Origin of the sequence: Gracilibacillus sp. YIM 98692, from assembly GCF_010993965.1 — a bacterium.
Taxonomy (GTDB): domain Bacteria; phylum Bacillota; class Bacilli; order Bacillales; family Amphibacillaceae; genus Gracilibacillus.
In genome coordinates, this window is the sequence record NZ_WIXM01000014.1 from 35,864 (window position 1) to 57,403 (window position 21,540).

At 36.4% G+C, this 21,540-nt stretch carries 18 protein-coding genes; 16 read left to right on the forward strand and 2 right to left on the reverse strand.

Annotation, left to right across the window (positions count from 1 at the left end):
- Position 1: 1 nt before the first annotated feature.
- Positions 2 to 241 (forward strand): hypothetical protein, encoded by a 240-nt coding sequence (locus GHD00_RS12905; RefSeq protein WP_163538587.1) that lies wholly within the window; start codon positions 2 to 4, stop codon positions 239 to 241.
- A 64-nt stretch (positions 242 to 305) separates the two neighbouring features.
- Here the strand turns inward: GHD00_RS12905 and GHD00_RS12910 are convergent, their stop codons facing one another.
- Positions 306 to 1,322 (reverse strand): DUF5074 domain-containing protein, encoded by a 1,017-nt coding sequence (locus GHD00_RS12910; RefSeq protein WP_163538588.1) that lies wholly within the window; start codon positions 1,320 to 1,322, stop codon positions 306 to 308.
- A gap of 132 nt (positions 1,323 to 1,454) precedes the next feature.
- Here GHD00_RS12910 and GHD00_RS12915 point away from each other — a divergent pair, with 132 nt between their 5' ends.
- The 8 genes from GHD00_RS12915 to GHD00_RS12945 all read left to right on the forward strand — a co-directional run bounded on the left by GHD00_RS12915 (position 1,455) and on the right by GHD00_RS12945 (position 8,330).
- Positions 1,455 to 2,438, forward strand: coding sequence for a sulfurtransferase (locus tag GHD00_RS12915; protein ID WP_163538589.1), 984 nt, complete (start codon positions 1,455 to 1,457; stop codon positions 2,436 to 2,438).
- A gap of 28 nt (positions 2,439 to 2,466) precedes the next feature.
- Complete coding sequence (locus GHD00_RS12920) at positions 2,467 to 2,832, forward strand: rhodanese-like domain-containing protein (RefSeq protein WP_240468695.1); 366 nt, start codon at positions 2,467 to 2,469, stop codon at positions 2,830 to 2,832.
- A 2-nt stretch (positions 2,833 to 2,834) separates the two neighbouring features.
- Entirely contained in the window at positions 2,835 to 3,098 is a 264-nt protein-coding gene (locus GHD00_RS12925; protein WP_163538591.1) for a sulfurtransferase TusA family protein, read from the forward strand.
- 69 nt (positions 3,099 to 3,167) lie between these two features.
- Positions 3,168 to 4,286, forward strand: a complete 1,119-nt coding sequence (locus GHD00_RS12930; protein WP_163538592.1) for a YeeE/YedE family protein — start codon at positions 3,168 to 3,170, stop codon at positions 4,284 to 4,286.
- A 233-nt stretch (positions 4,287 to 4,519) separates the two neighbouring features.
- Positions 4,520 to 5,962 (forward strand): NarK family nitrate/nitrite MFS transporter, encoded by a 1,443-nt coding sequence (locus tag GHD00_RS12935; protein ID WP_163538593.1) that lies wholly within the window; start codon positions 4,520 to 4,522, stop codon positions 5,960 to 5,962.
- Positions 5,963 to 6,770: 808 nt separating this feature from the next.
- Positions 6,771 to 7,412, forward strand: a complete 642-nt coding sequence (locus GHD00_RS12940; protein ID WP_205600765.1) for a TIM barrel protein — start codon at positions 6,771 to 6,773, stop codon at positions 7,410 to 7,412.
- A complete protein-coding gene (locus tag GHD00_RS21295) occupies positions 7,409 to 7,540 on the forward strand; it encodes a hypothetical protein (RefSeq protein WP_276208280.1) in 132 nt (43 codons plus the stop codon). The genes GHD00_RS12940 and GHD00_RS21295 overlap by 4 nt, the downstream gene beginning before the upstream one ends.
- A 40-nt stretch (positions 7,541 to 7,580) precedes the next feature.
- Positions 7,581 to 8,330, forward strand: coding sequence for a ThuA domain-containing protein (locus GHD00_RS12945; protein WP_163538594.1), 750 nt, complete (start codon positions 7,581 to 7,583; stop codon positions 8,328 to 8,330).
- Between the two features lie 71 nt (positions 8,331 to 8,401).
- Here the strand turns inward: GHD00_RS12945 and GHD00_RS12950 are convergent, their stop codons facing one another.
- Entirely contained in the window at positions 8,402 to 9,067 is a 666-nt protein-coding gene (locus GHD00_RS12950; RefSeq protein WP_240468696.1) for a deoxynucleoside kinase, read from the reverse strand.
- Between the two features lie 139 nt (positions 9,068 to 9,206).
- On the opposite strand from GHD00_RS12950, the gene GHD00_RS12955 reads away from it, so the two are divergent.
- From GHD00_RS12955 to GHD00_RS12985, 7 genes are all read left to right on the forward strand, one after another.
- Positions 9,207 to 10,058 carry an aminoglycoside 6-adenylyltransferase gene (locus tag GHD00_RS12955; RefSeq protein WP_163538596.1) on the forward strand — a complete coding sequence of 284 codons (852 nt, stop codon included), beginning with the start codon at positions 9,207 to 9,209 and terminating at the stop codon, positions 10,056 to 10,058.
- A 384-nt stretch (positions 10,059 to 10,442) separates the two neighbouring features.
- Positions 10,443 to 11,921: a glycoside hydrolase family 32 protein gene (locus GHD00_RS12960; RefSeq protein ID WP_240468700.1), complete on the forward strand. Its 1,479-nt coding sequence runs from the start codon at positions 10,443 to 10,445 to the stop codon at positions 11,919 to 11,921.
- 528 nt (positions 11,922 to 12,449) lie between these two features.
- Complete coding sequence (locus GHD00_RS12965) at positions 12,450 to 14,996, forward strand: glycoside hydrolase family 31 protein (protein ID WP_163538598.1); 2,547 nt, start codon at positions 12,450 to 12,452, stop codon at positions 14,994 to 14,996.
- 96 nt (positions 14,997 to 15,092) lie between these two features.
- A complete protein-coding gene (locus GHD00_RS12970; protein WP_163538599.1) occupies positions 15,093 to 16,703 on the forward strand; it encodes an alpha-amylase family glycosyl hydrolase in 1,611 nt (536 codons plus the stop codon).
- Between the two features lie 97 nt (positions 16,704 to 16,800).
- Positions 16,801 to 18,570 carry a glycoside hydrolase family 66 protein gene (locus GHD00_RS12975; protein ID WP_163538600.1) on the forward strand — a complete coding sequence of 590 codons (1,770 nt, stop codon included), beginning with the start codon at positions 16,801 to 16,803 and terminating at the stop codon, positions 18,568 to 18,570.
- A 325-nt stretch (positions 18,571 to 18,895) separates the two neighbouring features.
- A complete protein-coding gene (locus GHD00_RS12980; protein WP_240468697.1) occupies positions 18,896 to 20,440 on the forward strand; it encodes an extracellular solute-binding protein in 1,545 nt (514 codons plus the stop codon).
- A gap of 155 nt (positions 20,441 to 20,595) precedes the next feature.
- Complete coding sequence (locus GHD00_RS12985; protein WP_240468698.1) at positions 20,596 to 21,510, forward strand: carbohydrate ABC transporter permease; 915 nt, start codon at positions 20,596 to 20,598, stop codon at positions 21,508 to 21,510.
- Positions 21,511 to 21,540 lie beyond the last annotated feature (30 nt).

Consider the following 21,540-nt stretch of genomic DNA (forward strand, 5'->3'; position numbering starts at 1 on the left):
TATGGAAGACAACAAACAATTAGTCAAAGATGCAAAGATGTGCACAAGATGGGCGTTCGGTCTTACCTTTGTTTTCATCATCCTTTTCCCGGGAATCATGTTTGTCACTGGTTATAATTACAGTTTATCCTTTTTTAAGGGATGGAGTTATTTAGCTTTTACATGGTTAATCATTGCTGGGCTATATATTGCGATACGCCCATGGGTGGAATTGTATTTAGACAAAAAAAGGTCCTCTTAACAATAAAAGGTTTCAAGCGTCCTTGATGCTTGAAACCTTTTTATTTTATTATTTTTATGAAAATTTAACAGCTGCCACCGACACCAGGTAACGCTTTGATTTCAATGCCATGTGGTGCTTCTCCGACAGAGATGGTTTCCTTCACTTCAAACCCTTCCATATTAATAACAGAAACCTTATCACTACCATTTAAAGTGACATAAACACGTGATTCCTTTCGGTTAAAAGCAATATGTTTTGCACCTGCTTGATCTTCAATCGTTTTTTCTACTTCGCCAGTTTCTAAATTAACAAGACTTACTGAGCTACTCTCCATACCTGTAACGACTGCTTGAGAACCATCTTCAGAAATAACAAAATCTGTTACACCATCGACTACATCGATATTGCGAATATGTTCGCCAGTTTCTTTATTATATTCCTCTAATGTACCAGTTTCACTTGCGGCAACATATAAGGAATTTTCACTAATGCGGATAACTCTTGGAGTGTCTCCAGTTTCTATCGTTTCCGTTACTTCATGGCTTTCTACATCCACGATATAAACACGATGATTTTCATGATCACTAACATATAACTTGTCGTCATCTAAATAAGGATAATTGGACTGAGCTCCTTCTCCTAAATCGATTTGTTCTGTCACTTCACCATCATTAATATCAATAATATCTACAAATTGATCACCAACTGTAGCCACGTAGAGTGTTTGGTTGTTGTTGGCTAAGGCTAAACCATGAGGCATTGGTCCAACTTCGATTTCTTGCGCTGCTGAAAGGTCTTGTGTATTAATAACAGAAACTGTACTGCTATTCTGATTAGAAACATAAGCTTCTCTCATCGTACTGGAGAACGTAGCAACAGTCGGTTTTTCCCCTGTTTCGATTGTACCAACCACTTCACTAGAAGGAATATCAATAATAGATATATTATTTTCTTCTTCACTTGGAACATAAAATTGCACAGATGTTAAATCCCCTGCACTACTATTTTCATTATTACCTTCTTCTTGGCTGTTATCTTCCGTTTCTAATGCACAAGCAGAAAGTAGTATCGCCATTAAAATAATGATCCATTTTTTCATCTATAAAGTCTCCTTTTTTTGAACAATTCTTACTTAAATAAAATACTATATATAGTAAAGAAAATAAACCCTTTTAAATTGATCGGAATTATAGTATTATAGTTTTAGCTTAAGATTTAAGGGGGAGACATCATGAGAAAGAAGCTTTTATATATGTTGATTATAACTGGATTACTTATTCTTGCAGCTTGCTCACAAGAATCAGCAAATGATGAGCAAGAAAGTGACCAAGTGGAAGATAATAATACACAGCAAGAGGAAACAAGTGGGGATGAAACAAGTGATGAAGCAGCTTATCCTAATCAAGAGTTGCTTGTTAATACAGATTGGGTAGAAGAGCATTTAGAAGATGAAAATGTGAAAATAGTAGATATGCGTGGAGAAAACTATGAAGGTGGTCATATTCCCGGTGCTGTAAATATCACATGGCAAGATCTGAATGATATGGATCATAGCGTAGATGGGGTTATATTGGGAGCTGAGGCTTATGCAGAAAAGATTCAAGAATTAGGAATCAACAATGATTCAACTGTTGTTATTTATGATGGAGGATCCGGACTTTCAGCTGCCAGACTATTTTATGGACTTGAGTATTATGGCCATGATAACATTAAAATATTGAATGGTGGTTTTCCTGCTTGGTTAGTTGATGGGAAAGAAGTATCAACAGGAGCACCTGAAGTAAAACAAGGAGACTTTACAGCAGAAGAAAACACAGATATTCCAGTGGATAAAGAGTATGTAGAAAGTGTTATCGATAGTGAAGATTCAGTCATTTTTGACGTTCGTTCTATAGAGGAGTTTAATGGTGAAAATGTCAGAGCAGAACGCGGAGGTCATATCCCATCTGCTGTTCATCTTGATTGGACAAATGCTTTACAAGATGGAGAAGTACCTTATTTGAAACCGGCTGAAGAGCTTGCAGCACAATATGAAAAACTAGGTGTAACAAAGGATAAGGAGATTATTCCTTATTGCCAGACAAACGTTCGTGGAGCACATGCATACTTTGTATTACGGTTAATGGGATATGAAAATGTACATCCATATGAAGGTTCATGGGCTGAATGGGGTAATGATCCGGATGTACCAATTGAAAACCCATCTGAAGCTTAAGAATAGGTAGGTGTTTGAAGTGGCGTATATGAAGGAAGATGTAAATCAACTTTCTAATCAAGAAGTAAAAGAGATATTTGAAGATAAACAATCCAAGCAAATTTTGGTGGATGTTAGAGAATATGAGGAATATGTTGATCAGCATATTCCGGGCATACCACTTGTTCCAATGAGCGAAATTGCGGAGAAAGTCGAGGATTTTAAAAAAGATGAATCCTATGTGTTCGTTTGCCGCAGTGGACGCAGGAGCCATGAAGTTTCGAGATTCTTTTTAGAAAATGGGTTTCAAAAAGTGGCTAATTATGATGGTGGTATGCTTAATTGGGATGGTCCAGTCGAAACTGGCGAAGAAAATATTGTGGATGATGTAAAAGACATCTATAAGGAGGGATAAACATGAGTTTATCTACGGAAGAACTGCAAAACCTAGAGGCAGATCATACAGTTGATGGGATCGGGGAGGTTTGCCCACATACGTTAAACTTAGCATTAGACGGATTGAAAAAAGCTAAGCCAGGTGAAGTGGTAGTAGAAGTAACCGATCACTCCATTGCAACCAAAACCATTCCAGCAGCAGTGAAAATGAGAAAAAATGCAGAACACCTTGGAACCATTTCTGAAGGTGGAGAATATAAAATCTTCTTGAAAAAATTAAAATAATCTTTGTGATGGAAGACTTGGCTGCAGGCCAGGTCTTTCCAAATTTTATGGACAAAAGGTGATAAATAAATGTTTACGATAGATATGTTTATTTTAGCAGCAGTCTTTGGGTTAGTGTATGGCTTTTTGCTGCAGAAGGCAGATTTTTGCTTTGTAGCATCCGTGCGTGATTTTGTTAGTGTGAAGGATTCACGGATTGGTAAAGGTGTATTAGTCCTAATGGCTACTGCCTTAATCGGTTGGGGACTAGTTTTAACATTTGGAGCAGCTTCGACTGATCAGGTTTGGACAGTGCCTTTTGGATTTTCGAATTTGATTGGCGGACTATTATTTGGTATTGGCATGACGATTGCAGGCAGCTGCGCATCAGGTGCTCTTTACCGTTCAGGAATGGGGTATGTACATTTCTGGATTGTGCTTGCAAGTATGATTGCTGGTAATCTATTATTTGCCTTTGTGTATAACCCTTGGGCGGAAAACTATTATTTTGAACCATTATTAATGGGAGATGGATATAGCTTATTTGAAACGAATTTGCCGTTCCTTTTATTGCCGTTATTGATCGTTGGTATTATGCTGTTTATAGTTATACGTCAGTTTGGTTGGAAAGGTTTTTGGGATGGTGTGAAAGGGTCTTTAACAGATTGGAGCCAAAACCCTCTAACTCAACAACATTGGGATGTTCGGTTTGTTGCCTTCCTCATGGGAATAACAGCAACGATTCAATTTGTGACATTTTCCAATATTAGTGTGACTGGCCCAGAAACAAGAATGGGCGGAATTGTATTAAGTGCCATATTCGGTGAAGAATTTATTTATAACAATGCTTATTTAAATCAAATGTTTGCGAATTATCCAGTAGTTGGACTTGGACCAGAAGAAGCGCTTGTTATTTTTATCATTGTTGGTGCATTTATTTCTTCATTATTAAGTAAAAGCTTTAAATTCCGTTTACCAAAAGCAAAACGATTGCCATCTGCTATTGGCGGTGGTTTGTTAATGGGAATTGCTTCTCGTATGGCGCCCGGTTGTAATATTGCAAATGTTATTGCAGGTGTAGGCGGACTTTCTATTGCTAGTTTCCTAGTGATTATTGGAATGGCTGTTGGGGTATTCATCGTCACAGCCTATGTATTTAAAATGCCTATTATGCTCTTTTATAAATTTGATGAAGACGAAGCAGCGTAATCATAGATAAATAGATTTGACGTAAATAAAGACATGGGAGTATATAATGCCCATGTCTTTTTTGGTTTCAGATTGAACCAATTTTGCGAACATATATGTAATATTTTCTCACAAAAAATAACGGTTATGAGCTTTTGTTACGAAAAAATATTGTTAGATATATTAACCAGTTAATGGATACAATCTTTTATATTCTTATAATGAGGTGTATAAGAATACAGGAGGTTGTTTAAATGAATAGTAATTATCAAGGGAATGTAAAAGTATTAGGTTTTACGACTTTAGCGTTTTTTATTACGTTTGTTGTGTGGTTCAATATGGCACCATTTATGACAACTTTGAAAAATCAATTTGGTCTTACGAATGATGAAGTGGCATTATTATTAGTAGCCAATGTGACCTTAACGATTCCAGCTCGTGTACTGATTGGAATGTTGGTCGATCGTTTCGGCCCGCGTCGAGTGTATGCAAGTTTACTCATTATTTTGAGTATTCCTTGTTTTGCATTTGCATTGGCTAATTCCTTTACTCAATTAATGATTTCTAGAATGTTATTAGCTGTCATTGGTGCAGGTTTTGTTGTCGGGATTCGCTTAGTATCAGAATGGTTTCCGCCTAAAAATGTTGGGTTTGCTGAAGGTATATATGGCGGCTGGGGGAATTTCGGTTCTGCAGCTGCTGCGATGACATTACCGACTTTAGCTGTTCTTTTTGGCGGAGATAATGGATGGAGATATGCTGTAGCGTTAACAGGACTTATTTGCTTAGTTTACGGATTTATCTTCATGCGTTTAGTGAAAGATACGCCAAAAGGGAAAGCATTTAAACGTCCGAAGAAAAGTGGAGCTTTAGAAGTGACAAGCTATAAAGGAATGATAGGGTTAATGTTCATGGGGATACCGATTTTCGGTATACTGGCTTTTCAAACCTATCGTTTATGGAGTTTGGATTTTATTAGTATGAGTGTATCAGTTATCATTTACCTGTCCTTAATTGCCCTTTTTGTCTATAATTTGTTGAAAATTTGGAATGTAAACAAGGATCATCTAAAAGAAGGTGTACCAGAAAAAGACAAGTATCCTTTTAAACAGGTAGCTATTCTTAATTTTGCTTATTTTTGTACATTTGGTTCAGAATTAGCAGTAGTTTCTATGTTACCGCAATTTTTTGAAGAAACATTTGCCTTAGGAATCGCACAAGCAGGTTTGATTGCCGGTAGTTTCGCATTTATGAACTTAATGTCAAGACCTAGTGGTGGATGGTTTAGTGATAAATTTGGAAGAAAGAAAACATTGATGATTTTTATGATTGGATTAGCAATAGGTTATGCAGGCATGGCCTTAATTGGATCAAGCTGGCCGCTTTGGGTTGCGGTCGTATTAACGATGTGTTGTTCTTTCTTCGTTCAAGCTGGAGAAGGTGCTGTATATGCTATGGTACCATTAGTAAAGAAAAGAGTAACAGGTCAAGTATCAGGTATGGTTGGAGCGTTTGGTAATGTAGGTGCCGTTACCTTTTTAACCGTATTCTCTATGGTTAGTCCTACTGCTTTCTTTATCATGATTGGTTTATCTGCAGTGGTATGCTTTTTCTGTATGTTCTTCTTAGAAGAGCCAGAAAAAGAAGCAGCTGTTCAAGAGGAAGAGGATGCAAACAAGAAAGTGGTATCTTTATAGAAGACTCCATTCTTGATTATTTTACTACAAAGTTGAACAAAACTACGACATAAGCCTTGAAAAAGCTCTGAATACCGCTCCAGAAATATACTTCGCTTTCCGGGGGCACGGCTTCAGCTTCCTCGGCAGCGTCCTTTGCTTCTGAGGAGGCTGAAGCGTTCCCCACGGCAAAGAAGACACTGCGAAAGCGACCAAAAGGGAGCTTGAGTAGATGTCGCACTTGTGCCCTTGGGTGAAAGTGAGTGTTTTTCCTCAGCGACGATTAAGCACTCTTCTTTAAACGAGGGGGAGCAAAATATTTATAAGTTACTGCGCAGTTTATGGATATTGTGTAATTAGATTATAGAAAGAAATGGATATGTTAAACTAGTTCCTCACAGAATCATTGTCTGTGAGGATTTTCTTACCATATTATATCGTGTTACAGATGAAGTGAATTCGACGTAGAAACCACGATTAGGAAGATAGATAAGTAGCAACTAACGTCTCTAACTTCGCCAAAGGTTCATCAATCGACGAGTTTTCTTTATGAGCACTATTCAAAAAATTTGTTCTTATACCTATTTCACTTAATATATTAAGACTATATAGTCATTTTTTAAGGTAGGGATAACAAAGTGAGAATTTATATTGCTCGTTAAAGTGATACACTTCGGTCATTTCAAAAAGTCAACAATAACCTTCATGATTTAATGTTATATAACTCGAATATAAAAGATCCAGATAGTGCTTTGAGCAAGGGATGAAAGTGGGGAAGCAAGTATAATCATATGAAGTTTTTTTATTTCCCTTAAGGGAGTGTAGATAATTGAAGTTTTCGGTGGTGTTAGATTCTGTTTTTGAAAATCAAGATATAGTCAAGAGCATGAGGGAATTAAGACAATTAGGTTTTCAAGCATTTGAATTTTGGAATTGGTGGGAAAAAGATTTAAAGGATATTCAGATAGAAAAACAATTATTACAACTTAAGGTAGCTGCTATTGCTACGAAGTTTATTAGCTTGACCGATCCAGCAAAGAGACAAGAATATGTAGAGGGATTAAGGCAAACGATAGCAGTTGCTAGGATGCTGGATTGTTCCATTATTGTTTCACAAGTCGGTCAGGAAATAGTAGGGATTACTCGTTACTTGCAGCATCAAAGTATTGTAGAAGGTTTGAAAACATGTGTACCTATGCTTAGAGAGTCTGGAATAAAGTTAGTCATTGAACCTCTCAATACAATAGTGGATCACCCAGGATATTACTTATATAGTGCTCAGGAAGGATTTCGGATTGTTGATGAAGTCAACAGCCCTTATGTTAAAATTCTTTACGATATTTACCACATGCAAATTATGGAAGGCAATATTATCTCTACTATCATGAACAATATTGATAAAATTGGACATTTTCATGTTGCTGGGGTGCCTGGTAGACATGAACCATATTTCGGTGAGTTGATTATATGAATATTTTTAGAGTGATTAAGGACACGGGATTTAATGGCTATGTTGGGCTAGAATATTCTCCACTTGAATTACCATGGATAGGGCTTTGGAGATTTCAAAATTGGTTTTATCGGGAAGGTTTATTATAAATTGTTTCGTATCCAAATCTGAAAGGAGTTGGATAAGTTGATGTTTAGAGTAAGAGTTGGAAGTAATAGTTTTCATATCGAAACCATTCGTGTAACCATTTGGAATGAATTTATCCATGAACAAACAGAGCCAGATATAGCTTCGATTTATCCTCAAGGTATTCATCATGCTATAGCTAAGGGGTTAAAGCCATACGGTTTCCATATTCAAACAGCAACTTTCGATCAACCAGCGCATGGGTTAACAGAAGAGGTACTGAATCAAACAGATGTATTAATCTGGTGGGGGCATATTGCTCATGAACAAGTGTCAGATAAAGTCGTTGAACAAGTGTATTATAGAGTATTAAATGGTATGGGATTGATTGTATTACATTCAGGACATTTTTCGAAGATATTTAAAAAATTGATGGGAACAACATGTAACTTAAAATGGAGAGAAAGTGATGATAAAGAGCGGCTATGGGTGGTAGACCCAGCTCATCCCATAACAGAAGGAATAGGGCCTTATATTGAGCTTGAAGAAGAGGAGATGTATGGAGAATACTTTGATATACCTGAGCCTGATCAGCTGATATTTATTGGTTGGTTTACAGGAGGGGAGGTGTTTCGGAGTGGATGCGCGTTTCATCGTCAACAAGGAAAAATCTTCTACTTCCAGCCAGGAGATCAAGAATACCCCACTTATTATAATGAAAAAATTATCAGAGTTATAGCGAATGCCGTACGGTGGGCTGCATCTCCACATGGTGAAGTGCCAGCTTTTGGATACTCTGAACCTTTGGAATAAGGGGTACTATGGTCCTTATATTATTGCTAAATAACTGCTTTTACCAAAATATATTTCTGTTTGATTTATATCTATTCTATATCTTTTTTGTCTCTACAGGATATTTTCTCAGCTATTTTATCTACAATCATTGCAATCGATGATGGATCATAAACGATATCGTATTCCTTCATATTTATTCGTAGAACTGGGCAAGCTTGAAATTGATTAATCCAATTATCGTACCGATTATACATTTCTTCCCAATAACTAACAGGAGTCTCTTGCTCCATCTTTCGGCCTCGCGTCTGGATACGTCTTAAAATATCATCAAAGGAACCTTCTAAGTAAATAAGTAAATCAGGATGCTGGAAATATGGTGTCATAACCATTGATTCAAATAGGCTGTAATAGGTTTGATAATCTATTTCTGTCATGGTTCCTGTTTCGTATTGCATCCGAGCAAAAATATCATGATCCTCATAGATAGATCTATCCTGTACAAACCCTCCGCCAGCTTCGTAAATTCGCTGCTGATTTTTAAAACGCTCTGACAAAAAGTATACCTGCAAATGAAAGCTCCATCTCTCAAAATTTTGATAGAATTTTTCCAAATATGGATTGTTATCGATTTCTTCTAAAGAGGTTCGAAAATGTAGAACCTCTGCTAATCGTTTCGCCAACGTTGTTTTACCAATTCCTACAGTGCCTGCAATAGCAATTACAGTATCTCGAGGAATAAGGTCAATTTTGTTCATCACAATCATCTCCTCATAGTTATCCTATCCAATATTTCCTATTAAAAAACATAGATACAATGCTGTTGTTTTAAGAAAAATAGGTAGTAAGAATTCTAGCTGTTATAATAAGTTAAAAATGAAACGGGAGGTATTTATTATGAGAAGTGAAAAAGAGATGATGAATCTGATCTTACTTTTTGCCAAGGAAGATGAACGAATTCGAGTAGTTGGCATGAATGGGTCCAGAGTAAATCAAAATGTACCAAGAGATGATTTTCAAGATTATGACATAGTGTATGTCGTAACAGACATGTTGTCATTTATTGAGGATGACAAATGGATCGATTATTTTGGTGAGCGTATTATATTACAAAAACCAGAGGCTATGTCTTTATATCCAGCGGAATTAGGCAATTGGTTTTCCTATTTAATGTTACTGGAGGACGATATTCGCCTGGATTTGATGCTCATTCCACTTGAAGAACTGGATTTTTATCTGAACGACGATTCATTAACAGAGATCTTATTGGATAAGGATCAGCGAGTAAACCAAACACTTAGTCCGTCAGACCGTGACTATCATGTAAAAAAACCTAGCAATACATGCTTTGATGATTGTTGCAATGAGTTTTGGTGGGTTTGTACATATGTTGCTAAAGGGTTATGCCGTAATGAGTTAATCTATGCAAATGATCATTTTGAAAAGATAGTACGTGAAGAGTTATTGCGTATGTTGGCATGGAAAGTAGGGATTGAAACGAATTTCAGTGTTAGCGTAGGAAAATCATATAAATACTTGGTTGAATTTGTAGACGAAAAAGTATGGGAACAAATCATATCTACATATAAACTGGATACGATTGCAGCATGTTGGCAGTCATTATTTACAGCACAACAATTATTTCGTGTGCTTTCTTCCAATGTTGCCAAGCAGCATGGGTATGCCTATCCCGAATATGATGAAATGGTGAGCAAATATATCAAAAAGCTTTATCAGAATCACAGTTAGCTATCATAATCCTATATGAACTCAACTATCAATGTTAAAACAAACTAAATCATCATTTTAAACCAAAAAAAGTGTTCATAGACTGATTGACAAAATGGGGGAAAGCGAATACAATGTATTTAAACGATTACGTTAATCGTTTACGTAATCGTTTAATAGATCGATGAAGCTATTGAAAAGTTGAAATAGCGGTGTTAACGCTTGCAATATTGCTACGTACAAGGGTTAACTGTACAGGGGCTAAAAACTAGCAAAATGATTTAGTATTGTTCATGAATCAAGAAATCACTAAGTAATACAAAAAGGTTATCGATGTCATAAATGTTTGACGATAAATAGCTATTTTTACCAATATGATGGATAGGAGTGTTAACGTTGACTGTTATGGGTTTAAAAGAAAATTCAAATTATTATACAGAAGAACATCGTCCAAGCTTTCATTTTACTCCTCAAAAAAATTGGATGAATGATCCAAATGGCTTGGTCTACTATAAAGGGGAGTATCACTTGTTTTATCAGTACCATCCTTTTGGTATGCAATGGGGTCCTATGCACTGGGGGCATGCAGTAAGTAATGATTTATTACATTGGAAGCATTTGCCGATAGCGCTAGAACCCGATGAGTTAGGGATGATTTTTTCTGGCAGCGTAATGGTTGATAAGAAGGATACAACAGGTTTTTTTGGTGGTGATGAGGGGTTAGTAGCTTTTTTTACACATCATTCAAAAGATGAAGTGCAGAGTCAAAGTATGGCTTATAGTAAAGATAATGGCAGAACATGGACGAAATATGAAGGAAACCCTATTATATCTAATCCAGGTATTAAAGATTTTCGTGATCCCAAAGTAGTCTGGCATGAGGGCTCTGATAAATGGGTGATGGTGCTTGCAGTTGGGGACAGAGTACAGTTTTATGGATCACAAAATTTAATAGATTGGGATTTATTAAGTGAGTTTGGCCAAGGAGAAGGAGCCCACGGCGGAGTGTGGGAGTGTCCTGATTTGTTTCCATTGAATGTAAATGGGGATACATCTAGAACAAAATGGGTTTTACAAGTAGATTTACAAGAGAAAGCGTATGCAGGTGGTTCAGGAGCACAATATTTAATAGGAAACTTTGATGGAAAGAAGTTCATCAATGATCAGTCACCTGACCATGTGAACTGGGTAGATTATGGAAAAGATTTTTATGCTGCACAATCTTTTTCAGATATCCCTTCAGAAGATGGTCGACGAATATGGTTAGCATGGATGAGTAATTGGCAATATGCAAATGATGTCCCAACAAACCCATGGCGAAGTGCGATGACTATACCGAGAGAAGTACGATTAGTGGAAGATGAAAAAGGTGACTTAAAACTGATCCAGCAGCCAGTCCGAGAATTGGATGAAATAAAAATGCATCAAAAGAATTTGTGTAACGTGAATGTGTCTCCTGAGGATAACCCAATAGAGTCACTTCAATACGATACCTGTGAAATCATTACACAGATGAAATCGATTGATGCAAAGGAATTCGGTTTTAAAATAAAACAAGGAGTAGATGAGGAAACTATGATTGGTTATTATGCTCAGGAGGAGGTTATATTTTTTAATAGAACCAAATCAGGCTCAAAAGTTGACTTCCATGAACAGTTTCCTACTAAACAACAGGTGCATTTACCTTTAAAAGATCAAACTCTTCAGTTAAGAATATTAGTTGACCGTTCTTCGGTTGAAGTGTTTGTAAATGATGGAGAAGTTGTACTCACTAATCTTATACTCCCATCTAAAACGAGTAATAACATGGGTTTCTTTGTAAAAAATGGTAATGTGCAAATTTCAGAATTGTCTATTTGTGAGATAGAGAGTGTGTGGAATTAAATATAAGAAACAAGGACACGATTGTCCACATCATTATAGGCAATCGTTTGCTTAAGGTATTCAAAGGAAAATGATAGGGTGGAAATATATGTAATTGATTCGTAATAGGTGGATTACTATTAGTTATAGGTATAGCGTTTATTATCGTAACCAATTATAGATCTATAAAACATAGTTATTTTCATTTCTACAATAAGCTAACCCTCATTATGGACATTTGTTCATAGTGAGGGTTAGCTTTATTTTTTTAAGATACCTATGACTCATTTATTACTAATGGAGGAATTTTATAGACTTTAAGTCCTGTTATATAAAAGGAAAAATATAGATTTATTTACTCATTTTTGAAAATCTTATAAAACGTTTTCCAAAAAGTGTCAACGTTTTCGAATGTTTGTGCAATCGGTTGTATAGGTAATAGGGACCTCTTGTTAGAGCATTAAATGGTAGATTGTAAAGATTCGAAATTGTCTGTAAAATCAAACTTGTCTTGCGCAAGACAAATTTATCCAAGAGAAAGGTGATACTATGAAGAAACTTAGTCAAACAATGATAGTTTCTGTAATGATTATAGCAATGATCATTACAATGGCTCCTATCACTTCTTTGGCAGTGGATAAACCGCATCCGGAAATTCCACTAAACAAAGAAAATTTTGAAGAGCCCTTAATTGTGCAAGATATTAAAGAATTAGAAAATGGTGTAAAACTGGATTTGGGCGCAGATCACGATGGGTATATTTACTTGTTGGATAACGATATTGCTCAAATAGCAGTTGTCGAAAAGGGAGAAGAAGTTGAATATTCACGAGGAATTGCAAAGAAAGAATGGGAAACACCTTCATTCAAAACAACAGACAAAGAGAATACATACCAACTAGATACTGACGAGATCTCTGTTGTTATTAATAAAGAACCTTACGGTGTGAAATTCTTAGATGAGAATGGCAACCTCATTAATGAGGACTATACTGGATTCGATTCATCTGCTGGTTATGAAGATGGGAAACCGTATGTATTCAGAGAAACAACAAATGATGAAGCATTCTATGGCTTTGGTGAGCAAACCGGATTGGAGCTAAATAAACGTGGGAAAAGCATGGGTATGTGGAATACGGATAACTATGCTTACTCTAAAGATTCAAAATATGTTTATGTGTCTATTCCGTTTTTTATGGGCTTGAAAGACGAAAAAGCATACGGTATTTTCTTTGACAACTCGCATCGTTCCTATTATGAAATGGCTAGTGAGAGCGATGATTACTACTATTTCTATGCCGATGGCGGACAGTTAAATTACTATTTTATTTATGGGCCTGAAATCAGCAATGTAGTGGATCAATATACAGAAATCACAGGTAAATATGAGCTTCCTGCAGAGTGGACAATGGGTCTGCATCAAAGTAAGTGGGAATACACTGCTGACGAAATTTTAGAAGTAGCTCAAACATACCGTGATAAAAATATTCCGTTAGATGTAATGCACTTTGATATCGACTATATGCAAGAATATCGATTGTTTACATGGTCAGAAGAGTACAAACAAGCATTGGATCAATTAAAGTCTATGGAAGGATTTCATGCGATTGCTATTAATGACCCAGCGGTGAAAAAAGAAGAAGGCTACTTTATGTATGATGAAGGAACAGAAAATGATTATTGGGCAAAAAATGCTGATGGAACTCCATTTGTAGGTCCAGTATGGCCTGGAGATTCTATGTTCCCAGACTTCTCAAAAGAAGAAGTAAGAGACTGGTGGGCTGATAAGCATAGCATTCTGTTTGATGCAGGAATCGATGGTATTTGGAATGATATGAATGAGCCTGCAGTGTTTGAAGCAGAATCTTACTGGACCATGCCATTAGATTCGTATTTTGGTTCAGAAGATAATAAAATCTTACACGAAGAATATCACAATTTATTCGGGCATGACGAAGCAGAAGCAACATATAATGCATTTGAAATGCACAAGCCTAATGAGCGTCCGTTTGTTTTAACACGTGATATGTACGCTGGTACTCAACGTTATTCTGCTCTTTGGACGGGTGATAACGTGAGTAATTGGGAGCACCTAGAAATGACTCTTCCAATGAACATGAACATCGGTTTATCCGGGGTTCCAATGGTCGGTGGAGATATCGGCGGTTTTGCCGGTCGTCCTGATGCAGAATTGTTCGCACGTTGGATCCAAATCGGCGCCTTTTCTCCTTTTGCACGTATCCATTACGACAGTGATTCAAAGGCTGAAGTTAAACAAGGACAAGAACCTTGGGCATTCGGTCAGGAAGTAGAAGATATTAGCCGTAAATATATTGAAATGCGTTATCAGCTAATGCCTTATTTGTATAATGCGATGCAAGAGGCGACTGAAACAGGTAAACCCGTTCAGCAGCCACTTGTCTACCATTTCCAAGAAGATAAAAACACATATGATATTCATAAGCAATTCATGTTTGGTGACAGTATCATGGTAGCTCCAGTTTTAGAAGAAGGTGCTACATCTGTTGATGTGTACTTGCCAAAAGGCGAAACGTGGGTAGACTTCTGGACTGGAAAAGAATACGAAGGAAATCAAACGATAACACAACAAGCGGAATTAGATCACACGCCTATCTTTATCAAAAAGGACTCTATCATTCCAACACGTGAAGTACAGCAATACACTGGGGAAAAACCACTTAAAAATCTAGTGTTAGACACATACTTGAATGATAGTGCTACTTATTCATTCTATGAAGATGATAGTCAATCACTAGATTATAAGAATGGTGAATACAATGTGACAAACTTTACAGTGAACAAACAAAATAAAAACATCATCACATTTGAACAACAAAAAGAAGTACAAAATTACGGAGATTCAGATATAGCATCTTACACATTAAAACTGAACCAAGTAGAAGAGCCACGAAAAGTTCAGGCAGCTTCTGCTAAGTACAAACAAGTGGATAGCAAAGATGACGTGAAAGATACAAAAGAAACATATTATTATGACCAAGCAGAAAGTACGTTATATGTTAACATTCCGGAAGACGAAGAACGTAAAGTACAACTTTTCTTCAATGGGAAAAAATAAATAGTTAAGTTATAGTTTTATGAATTTTTATCTATGATTTGAATAGATGCCTGATACAGCAGGTGTCTGTTTAAATCAAAAAGGGAGGAGAATCACATGAAAAAGAAAGTATTAGCAGGTTTATTAACGATTCCATTACTATTTAGTACTCAAACCAGCATTCTTGCTGAAGGCAAAGCACCAATAAAGCAAGATAAAATAGTTCAGACAGAAAATGATGTATTTTATGAAATATTAGTCCGATCATTTGCTGATTCAGATGGAGATGGTGTAGGAGATTTGCGCGGAGTTGCAGAAAAATTGGATTATATTGAAGATTTAGGTGCGACTGCTATTTGGTTAATGCCAATTACTCCTTCCCCAACTTATCATAAATATGATACAACAGATTACTATTCTATCGATCCAGAATATGGTGACATCGAAGATTTTCAATATTTAGTTGAAGAGGCTGATAAGCGCGGTATTGATGTTATTATGGATTTTGTTGTGAATCATACAAGCATAGAGCACCCATGGTTCCAGCAAGCGATGGATCCAGATAGTGAATATCGTGACTATTATATTTGGGCAGATGAAAATACGGATACTAATGAAAAAGGCCCGTGGGATCAACAGATGTGGCATGAGGCAGAAAGTGGCGATCACTATTTAGCACATTTTTATGACACACTACCATCTGTTATTCCAGACTTGAATTTTTATAATAATGAAGTGCAAGACGAAATTATTAATGCTGCAAAACATTGGATGGATCTAGGAGTTGATGGCTTCCGTCTGGATGCTGCACCTCATATCTACTGGCCGGGCGATGGTGTACATTATGATCATGAAGCGAACGTTCAATGGTGGAAAAAATTCGAAACAGAATTACAAAAGGTAGATCCAGATGTTTATTTAGTAGGGGAGATTTGGCAGGATAAAGAAGTAGTTGCTTCTTACTATGAGGGAATGGAATCCGCATTTAACTTTGATCTTGGTGATGCAATCATGGAGTCTGTTCAAACGGGAGAAAATCATGATATCGCTGAACTTCAAGAAGAAGTACTTGCGCTTTATAATAAGAAAAGAGAAGGTGGGGCAACAGACGCTGTCTTTTTAAATAACCATGATGAAGTGCGTACGATGACCCAATTTGAGGGAAATGAAAAGAAGGCTAAATTAGCAGCATCTATCTTAATGACTTTATCAGGTAATCCGTATATTTACTATGGTGAAGAGCTTGGTATGGTAGGAGATAAAACTAGCAGATCAAATAAATTTGGTGATAATCCTGACATCTATATTCGAGAACCATTTAAGTGGGAAGTAGAAGATGACGAATATTTAACAAATTGGATGGAACCAATATATAACACTGGTGAGACAGCAGTAACGGTAGAGGAGCAAATCAACGACCCGAATTCTATGTTAGGTCATTACCGTGATCTGATTGAAGTACGTAAATCTAGTAAAGCACTGATGAATGGTGAGATTGAAGCCGTTGAAACAGGCAATGAAAAAGTACTAGCATATAAACGTGTTGATGAAGAGGAAACGAATCTAGTTGTACACAACTTAAGCAAGGAAACGGTTAAGGTCAGCTTAACTTTGGACGATATGAGAAAAGTAAATATTGTGTATGCGACAGACAAAGTCAAACGCAATCATGGTAAAAAGCGAATTAACCTTACCCTTCCAGCACAATCCAGTGCGATTTTAGAATAAGCTTTCTTCAAATAAGCAAAAAGTCAGATGGCTTTTTGCTTATTTATTTATCGTCCTTAAAATAAAAAAGATAATGATGCAAATGGGAAGTGAATTTATGTGGAAAAAAGAAATATTTCTTTCTTTTTACGTATTGGGGAGTCTTCTTATATTTTCCATAGGATGTACACCTAATGAACCAAATGAATCAGATGGAAAAGTTAGTTTGTTAGAAATTACAAAGGATAAAGCTGCATATTCACCAGGCGAAGCTGTTACTTTTCGTTTAACCTTAAATAAAGAAGTAATTGGCCAAAACATTTTTGTTCGTTATAAACATTTAAATGACGTGATTCAGGAGGAGAAAATAGAGTTAACTGGTGACCAAGAGATTACGTGGGAATGGCAGCCACCTAATAAAGATTTTCAAGGGTATATGGTGGAAATTGTTTTAACTGATGGTGAGGAAATAACCAATCAACTTAATATGGGAGTAGATGTTTCTTCGGATTGGAGCAAATTTCCGAGATATGGGTACTTGGCAAATTTTCAGACGATCAATGAACAAGAACAGCAAAGAATTATAGAAAAGTTAAATCGATTCCATATAAATGGGATTCAATTTTATGATTGGCAAGATAGACATGATCATCCTTTGAAAATGGAAAATGGAGAAGTTGCTTCAACATGGCAGGACATTGCCAACAGAGAAGTTTCTAAGCAAACAATAGAAAACTATATTGAAATGGCTCATGAAAAAAATATGAAGGCAATGAATTACAATCTATTATTCGGTGCTAATGAGAACTATGAGGTAAAAGGGGTGAGCAGAGAATGGGGGATATTTAAAGATCCTAATCAGAATGAACAAGATAAGCACCCATTACCAGAGGAATGGAAAAGCAACATTTATTTATTTGATCCCTCTAATTTAAAGTGGCAGAGGTTTCTATTTGAAAAGGAACAAGAGGTATTTAACCAGTTAAATTTCGATGGCTGGCACGTTGACCAGCTTGGTCATCGAGGAGACGTGTGGAATAAGGACGGAGAAAAAGTAGACTTATGGGAAACTTATCCCACTTTTTTAAAAAAAGCGAAGGATAAATTGGATGTAGACTTAGTAATGAATGCTGTATCACAGTATGGCCAGGCTGAAATTGCCCAATCGCCTGTAAACTTTTTATATACAGAAACATGGGAGCATCCGTATTATCAAGACCTAAAGCAAATAGTCGACGAGAATAAACGACTAAGTGACGGCAGGCTTCAAACTGTATTAGCAGCCTATATGAACTATGATCTTGCTGATTCTCCAGGAGAATTTAACACTCCTGGTGTATTGTTTACGGATGCGGTTATTTTTGCTTCCGGAGGTGCTCACATAGAACTTGGGGAAAATTTGCTAGCTAAAGAGTATTTTCCAAATAAGAACTTAAATATCTCTAAAGAATTAAATGAACAACTTATTAGTTATTATGATTTTTCTGTAGCCTATCAAAATCTTCTACGTGATGAATCGGTAGAAATAGACAAAGAGGTTCTGTCTAAAGAGAACCTGTCCATAACCAAACACCCAGAGATAGGTTCTATTTGGAACTTTAACAAAAAAGTAGATAATAAAGAGATTCTACATTTTATTAATTTTACAAACGCCACTTCATTAGAGTGGAGAGACCAAATGGGGGAACAAACAGAACCTAGATGGCTGGAAGATATCAGCATAACAGTTGATACGGATAAAAGAGTAGATAAAATCTGGGTAGCTTCACCAGATATTGATCATGGTTCTGCTATTCCACTAGATTTCGAGCAATTAGATAACCGAGTTACCTTCAGGTTACCATCATTAAAATATTGGGACATGGTTGTTCTTGAGTACAAATCTTAACTATTTGAATAGATGAACGTAAGTAAGGAGAAGAATTAAATAGATTACCCCATGATCTATGAATTTCCTCTCCTTAGTTTATCTTGCTAAATAGTGAATATCCCCCTTCTTGAATAATGTTAATTTTGAACGACTTATCATGAAAAACCTATCATGATAAGTGCTGGTAATTTTATAATTTGGAGGATTTATTTTACTTATGTCACTTTTGAATAGTGACATTACCTGTATAACATTGTATTTACATACATAATTTTCAACCCTATAATGAAAACGTATTCAAAAAAGGGCCCTTTCATAAAAAAATTTAAAGGAGGAACAATTAGTGAGAAAAATAAATCTTTGGTTTTCAGCAATTGTTATGTTTATGTTATTCACTTTAATGGCATGTTCATCAGGTGAAGATGAACAGGTAGATGTGTCAAGTGGAGATGATGAAAACATTAATCCAGATGTACAAGAGCCAGCACCATTTGACGGATGGGTAGAAGGTTTACCACAAATCACGGCACCTGAAGGATATGATTGGAAACAATTTGAAGGTGTAGAGTTAAACTTTATCTCAGAAAATACTCCTCCTTCCTCTGCTATTGCAGCCAATATTGATTTATTTGAAGAAGTTACTGGAATTAAGGTCAATATTGAGCAAACAGATTTAGCAACAGTGGTAGAAAAGGCTGGTCTTGATTTCAATGCACAATCTGCCAAATATCATTTAGTATATGCAGATCCATATCAAATTCTAGCAAAGCAATCCGATCATTTCTTTGATTTAAATCAATTTATTGATGAACCAACTGTTCCTCAAATTCCTGGAGGCTTAGAGGATTTTCCAGCTTCCCAATTAGAAGCAGCTGGTTATATGGGCGATAAAGAGGAATTGTACACATTACCATATGATAACCCAACAATGGTTTTAGCCTATCGAAAAGATGTTTTTGAAAAATATAAAGATCAATTTGAAGAAGAGATGGGATATGACTGGACACCAGATGAGGACATGACTTGGGATGAATACTATGAAATAGCAAAATGGATCACCGAAAAAGCAGAAGAAGGTGTTATTACAGAAGTAGAATATGGTACAGGTCATCAAGCAAAACAACATGATTCCTTAATGAATGACTTTAGTAACATATTAGCAGCGAACGGTGGCGATTATTTTGAAAAAGGAGACTTAGGCAGCATTGGTTCAATGGATCCAGGAGCATCTGCAATGGACTCAGAAGTTGCAGTAGAATCCGCTGAATTTTATAACAAATTATTAGAAGTAGCAGATCCAGGAAGCTTGTCTTGGGATTGGTCCGGAGTAGCAGAAGGGTTTGCTTCGGGTAATATTGCTATGATTCCGGAATGGCATGAATTTAGTGCCATGTTCGAAGATGAAAGCAGCTCGAATATCGCAGGAGATGTAGCTTGGACAACATTACCAAAAGGGAAAGAAAGAAAAGCGCATATGTACGGTGGCACAGGAATTGGTATTAATAAATATGCGAGTGAAGAAGAAATTAAAGCAGCATGGTTATTCATCGTTTGGTCTACTTCTCCACAAGCACAATACATGATTTTAAAATCAGATGAAGGTGGTTCTACACCAACTCGTAATTCTGTTTATGAGTTAGAAGATGTACAAAAAGGGATGCAACCTGGCACACCGGAATCTGAGGAGATGCCAAACTTATTAGCGATGGAAGCTACATTGAAAGCATGGGAGCCTGAATATGCATATATGCGTCCGAAGATTCCGCAATGGCCGCAAGTTGATACGTTCATATTTACAGAACTGTCGAAAATGTTAGCCGGACAACAAACCCCAGAAGAAGCAGTAAATGAAATCGCAGAGCAAACCAATCGTTTAACAAATAAATAAAAAGGTTGTCTCAAAGCCAAGTTTGTAGATGAATGAAATGTTCAGCAACTGGAATATGCGAGACTCCTGCGGGAAAGCGAGTATATTCCAGTTGCGTATACAGTGAGCGGACTTGAAGACCAGCTCACCTTATAAAAGGAAAGGTGGTGTAAATATTGCAGATTAATGCGGAAAAATCATGGAGCAAAAATACAGACCATCATGTTAAAAAAAAACGAAGGAAGTTTAGCACAGAGTTTTGGATGTTGATTCCTTCGATGGTTCTATTAGCTATTATTAGCATTTTCCCATTTCTATATCTTATCTATGCCAGTTTTATGGATTTTACGATCTCATTTCAACGACCGGAATTTATTGGACTAGGAAACTGGATATATGTTTTATCTGACTCTCTTTTTTGGAGTTCATGGGGACGCACCATTTTATATGTCGGAGTTGGTTTAGGACTGCAATTGCTTATTGGTGTGGGGATGGCATTAGCTATTTATCATTTACCAAAAGGTAAAAATATTGTTGTAACACTGTGGATGATTCCTGTTTTCGTAGCCCCAGTTGTGGCTGGTTTACTAGGACGGTATTTGCTAAATTCCACATATGGTTTATATGATTGGTTTTTTAGTTTGCTAGGTATGGAAACCCAAATTTTAGGAGATACAATGACCTCAATGCCTGCAATCATTTTAATGGATGTTTGGGAGTGGACACCTCTTATTACTTTAATTGTATTAGCAGGGTTAAATTCACTTTCATCAGAGCCCTTAGAGGCAGCCGATGTGGATGGAGCAAATTATTTACAAAAGCTAACCTACGTCATTTTACCATTGATAGCAAAAACGATTGTAGTGGCTTTGTTAGTTAGATCAATGGATATTTTACGATTTGTTGATAAGATTAAAATTGCTACAGAAGGTGGTCCAGCTGATTCTACCAAAGTAGCTGGCTATTATTTAATGGAAGTTGCTTTTAAGTTTCAAGATTTCGGAGCAGGTTCTGTCTTAGGGATAACGATGTTAATTGTGACAATTTTCTTAGGACAGTTTTTTGTGAAATTCATGATGGATAAACAATAAAGGGTATGATTGTTTGGTGAAAAGGAAGGA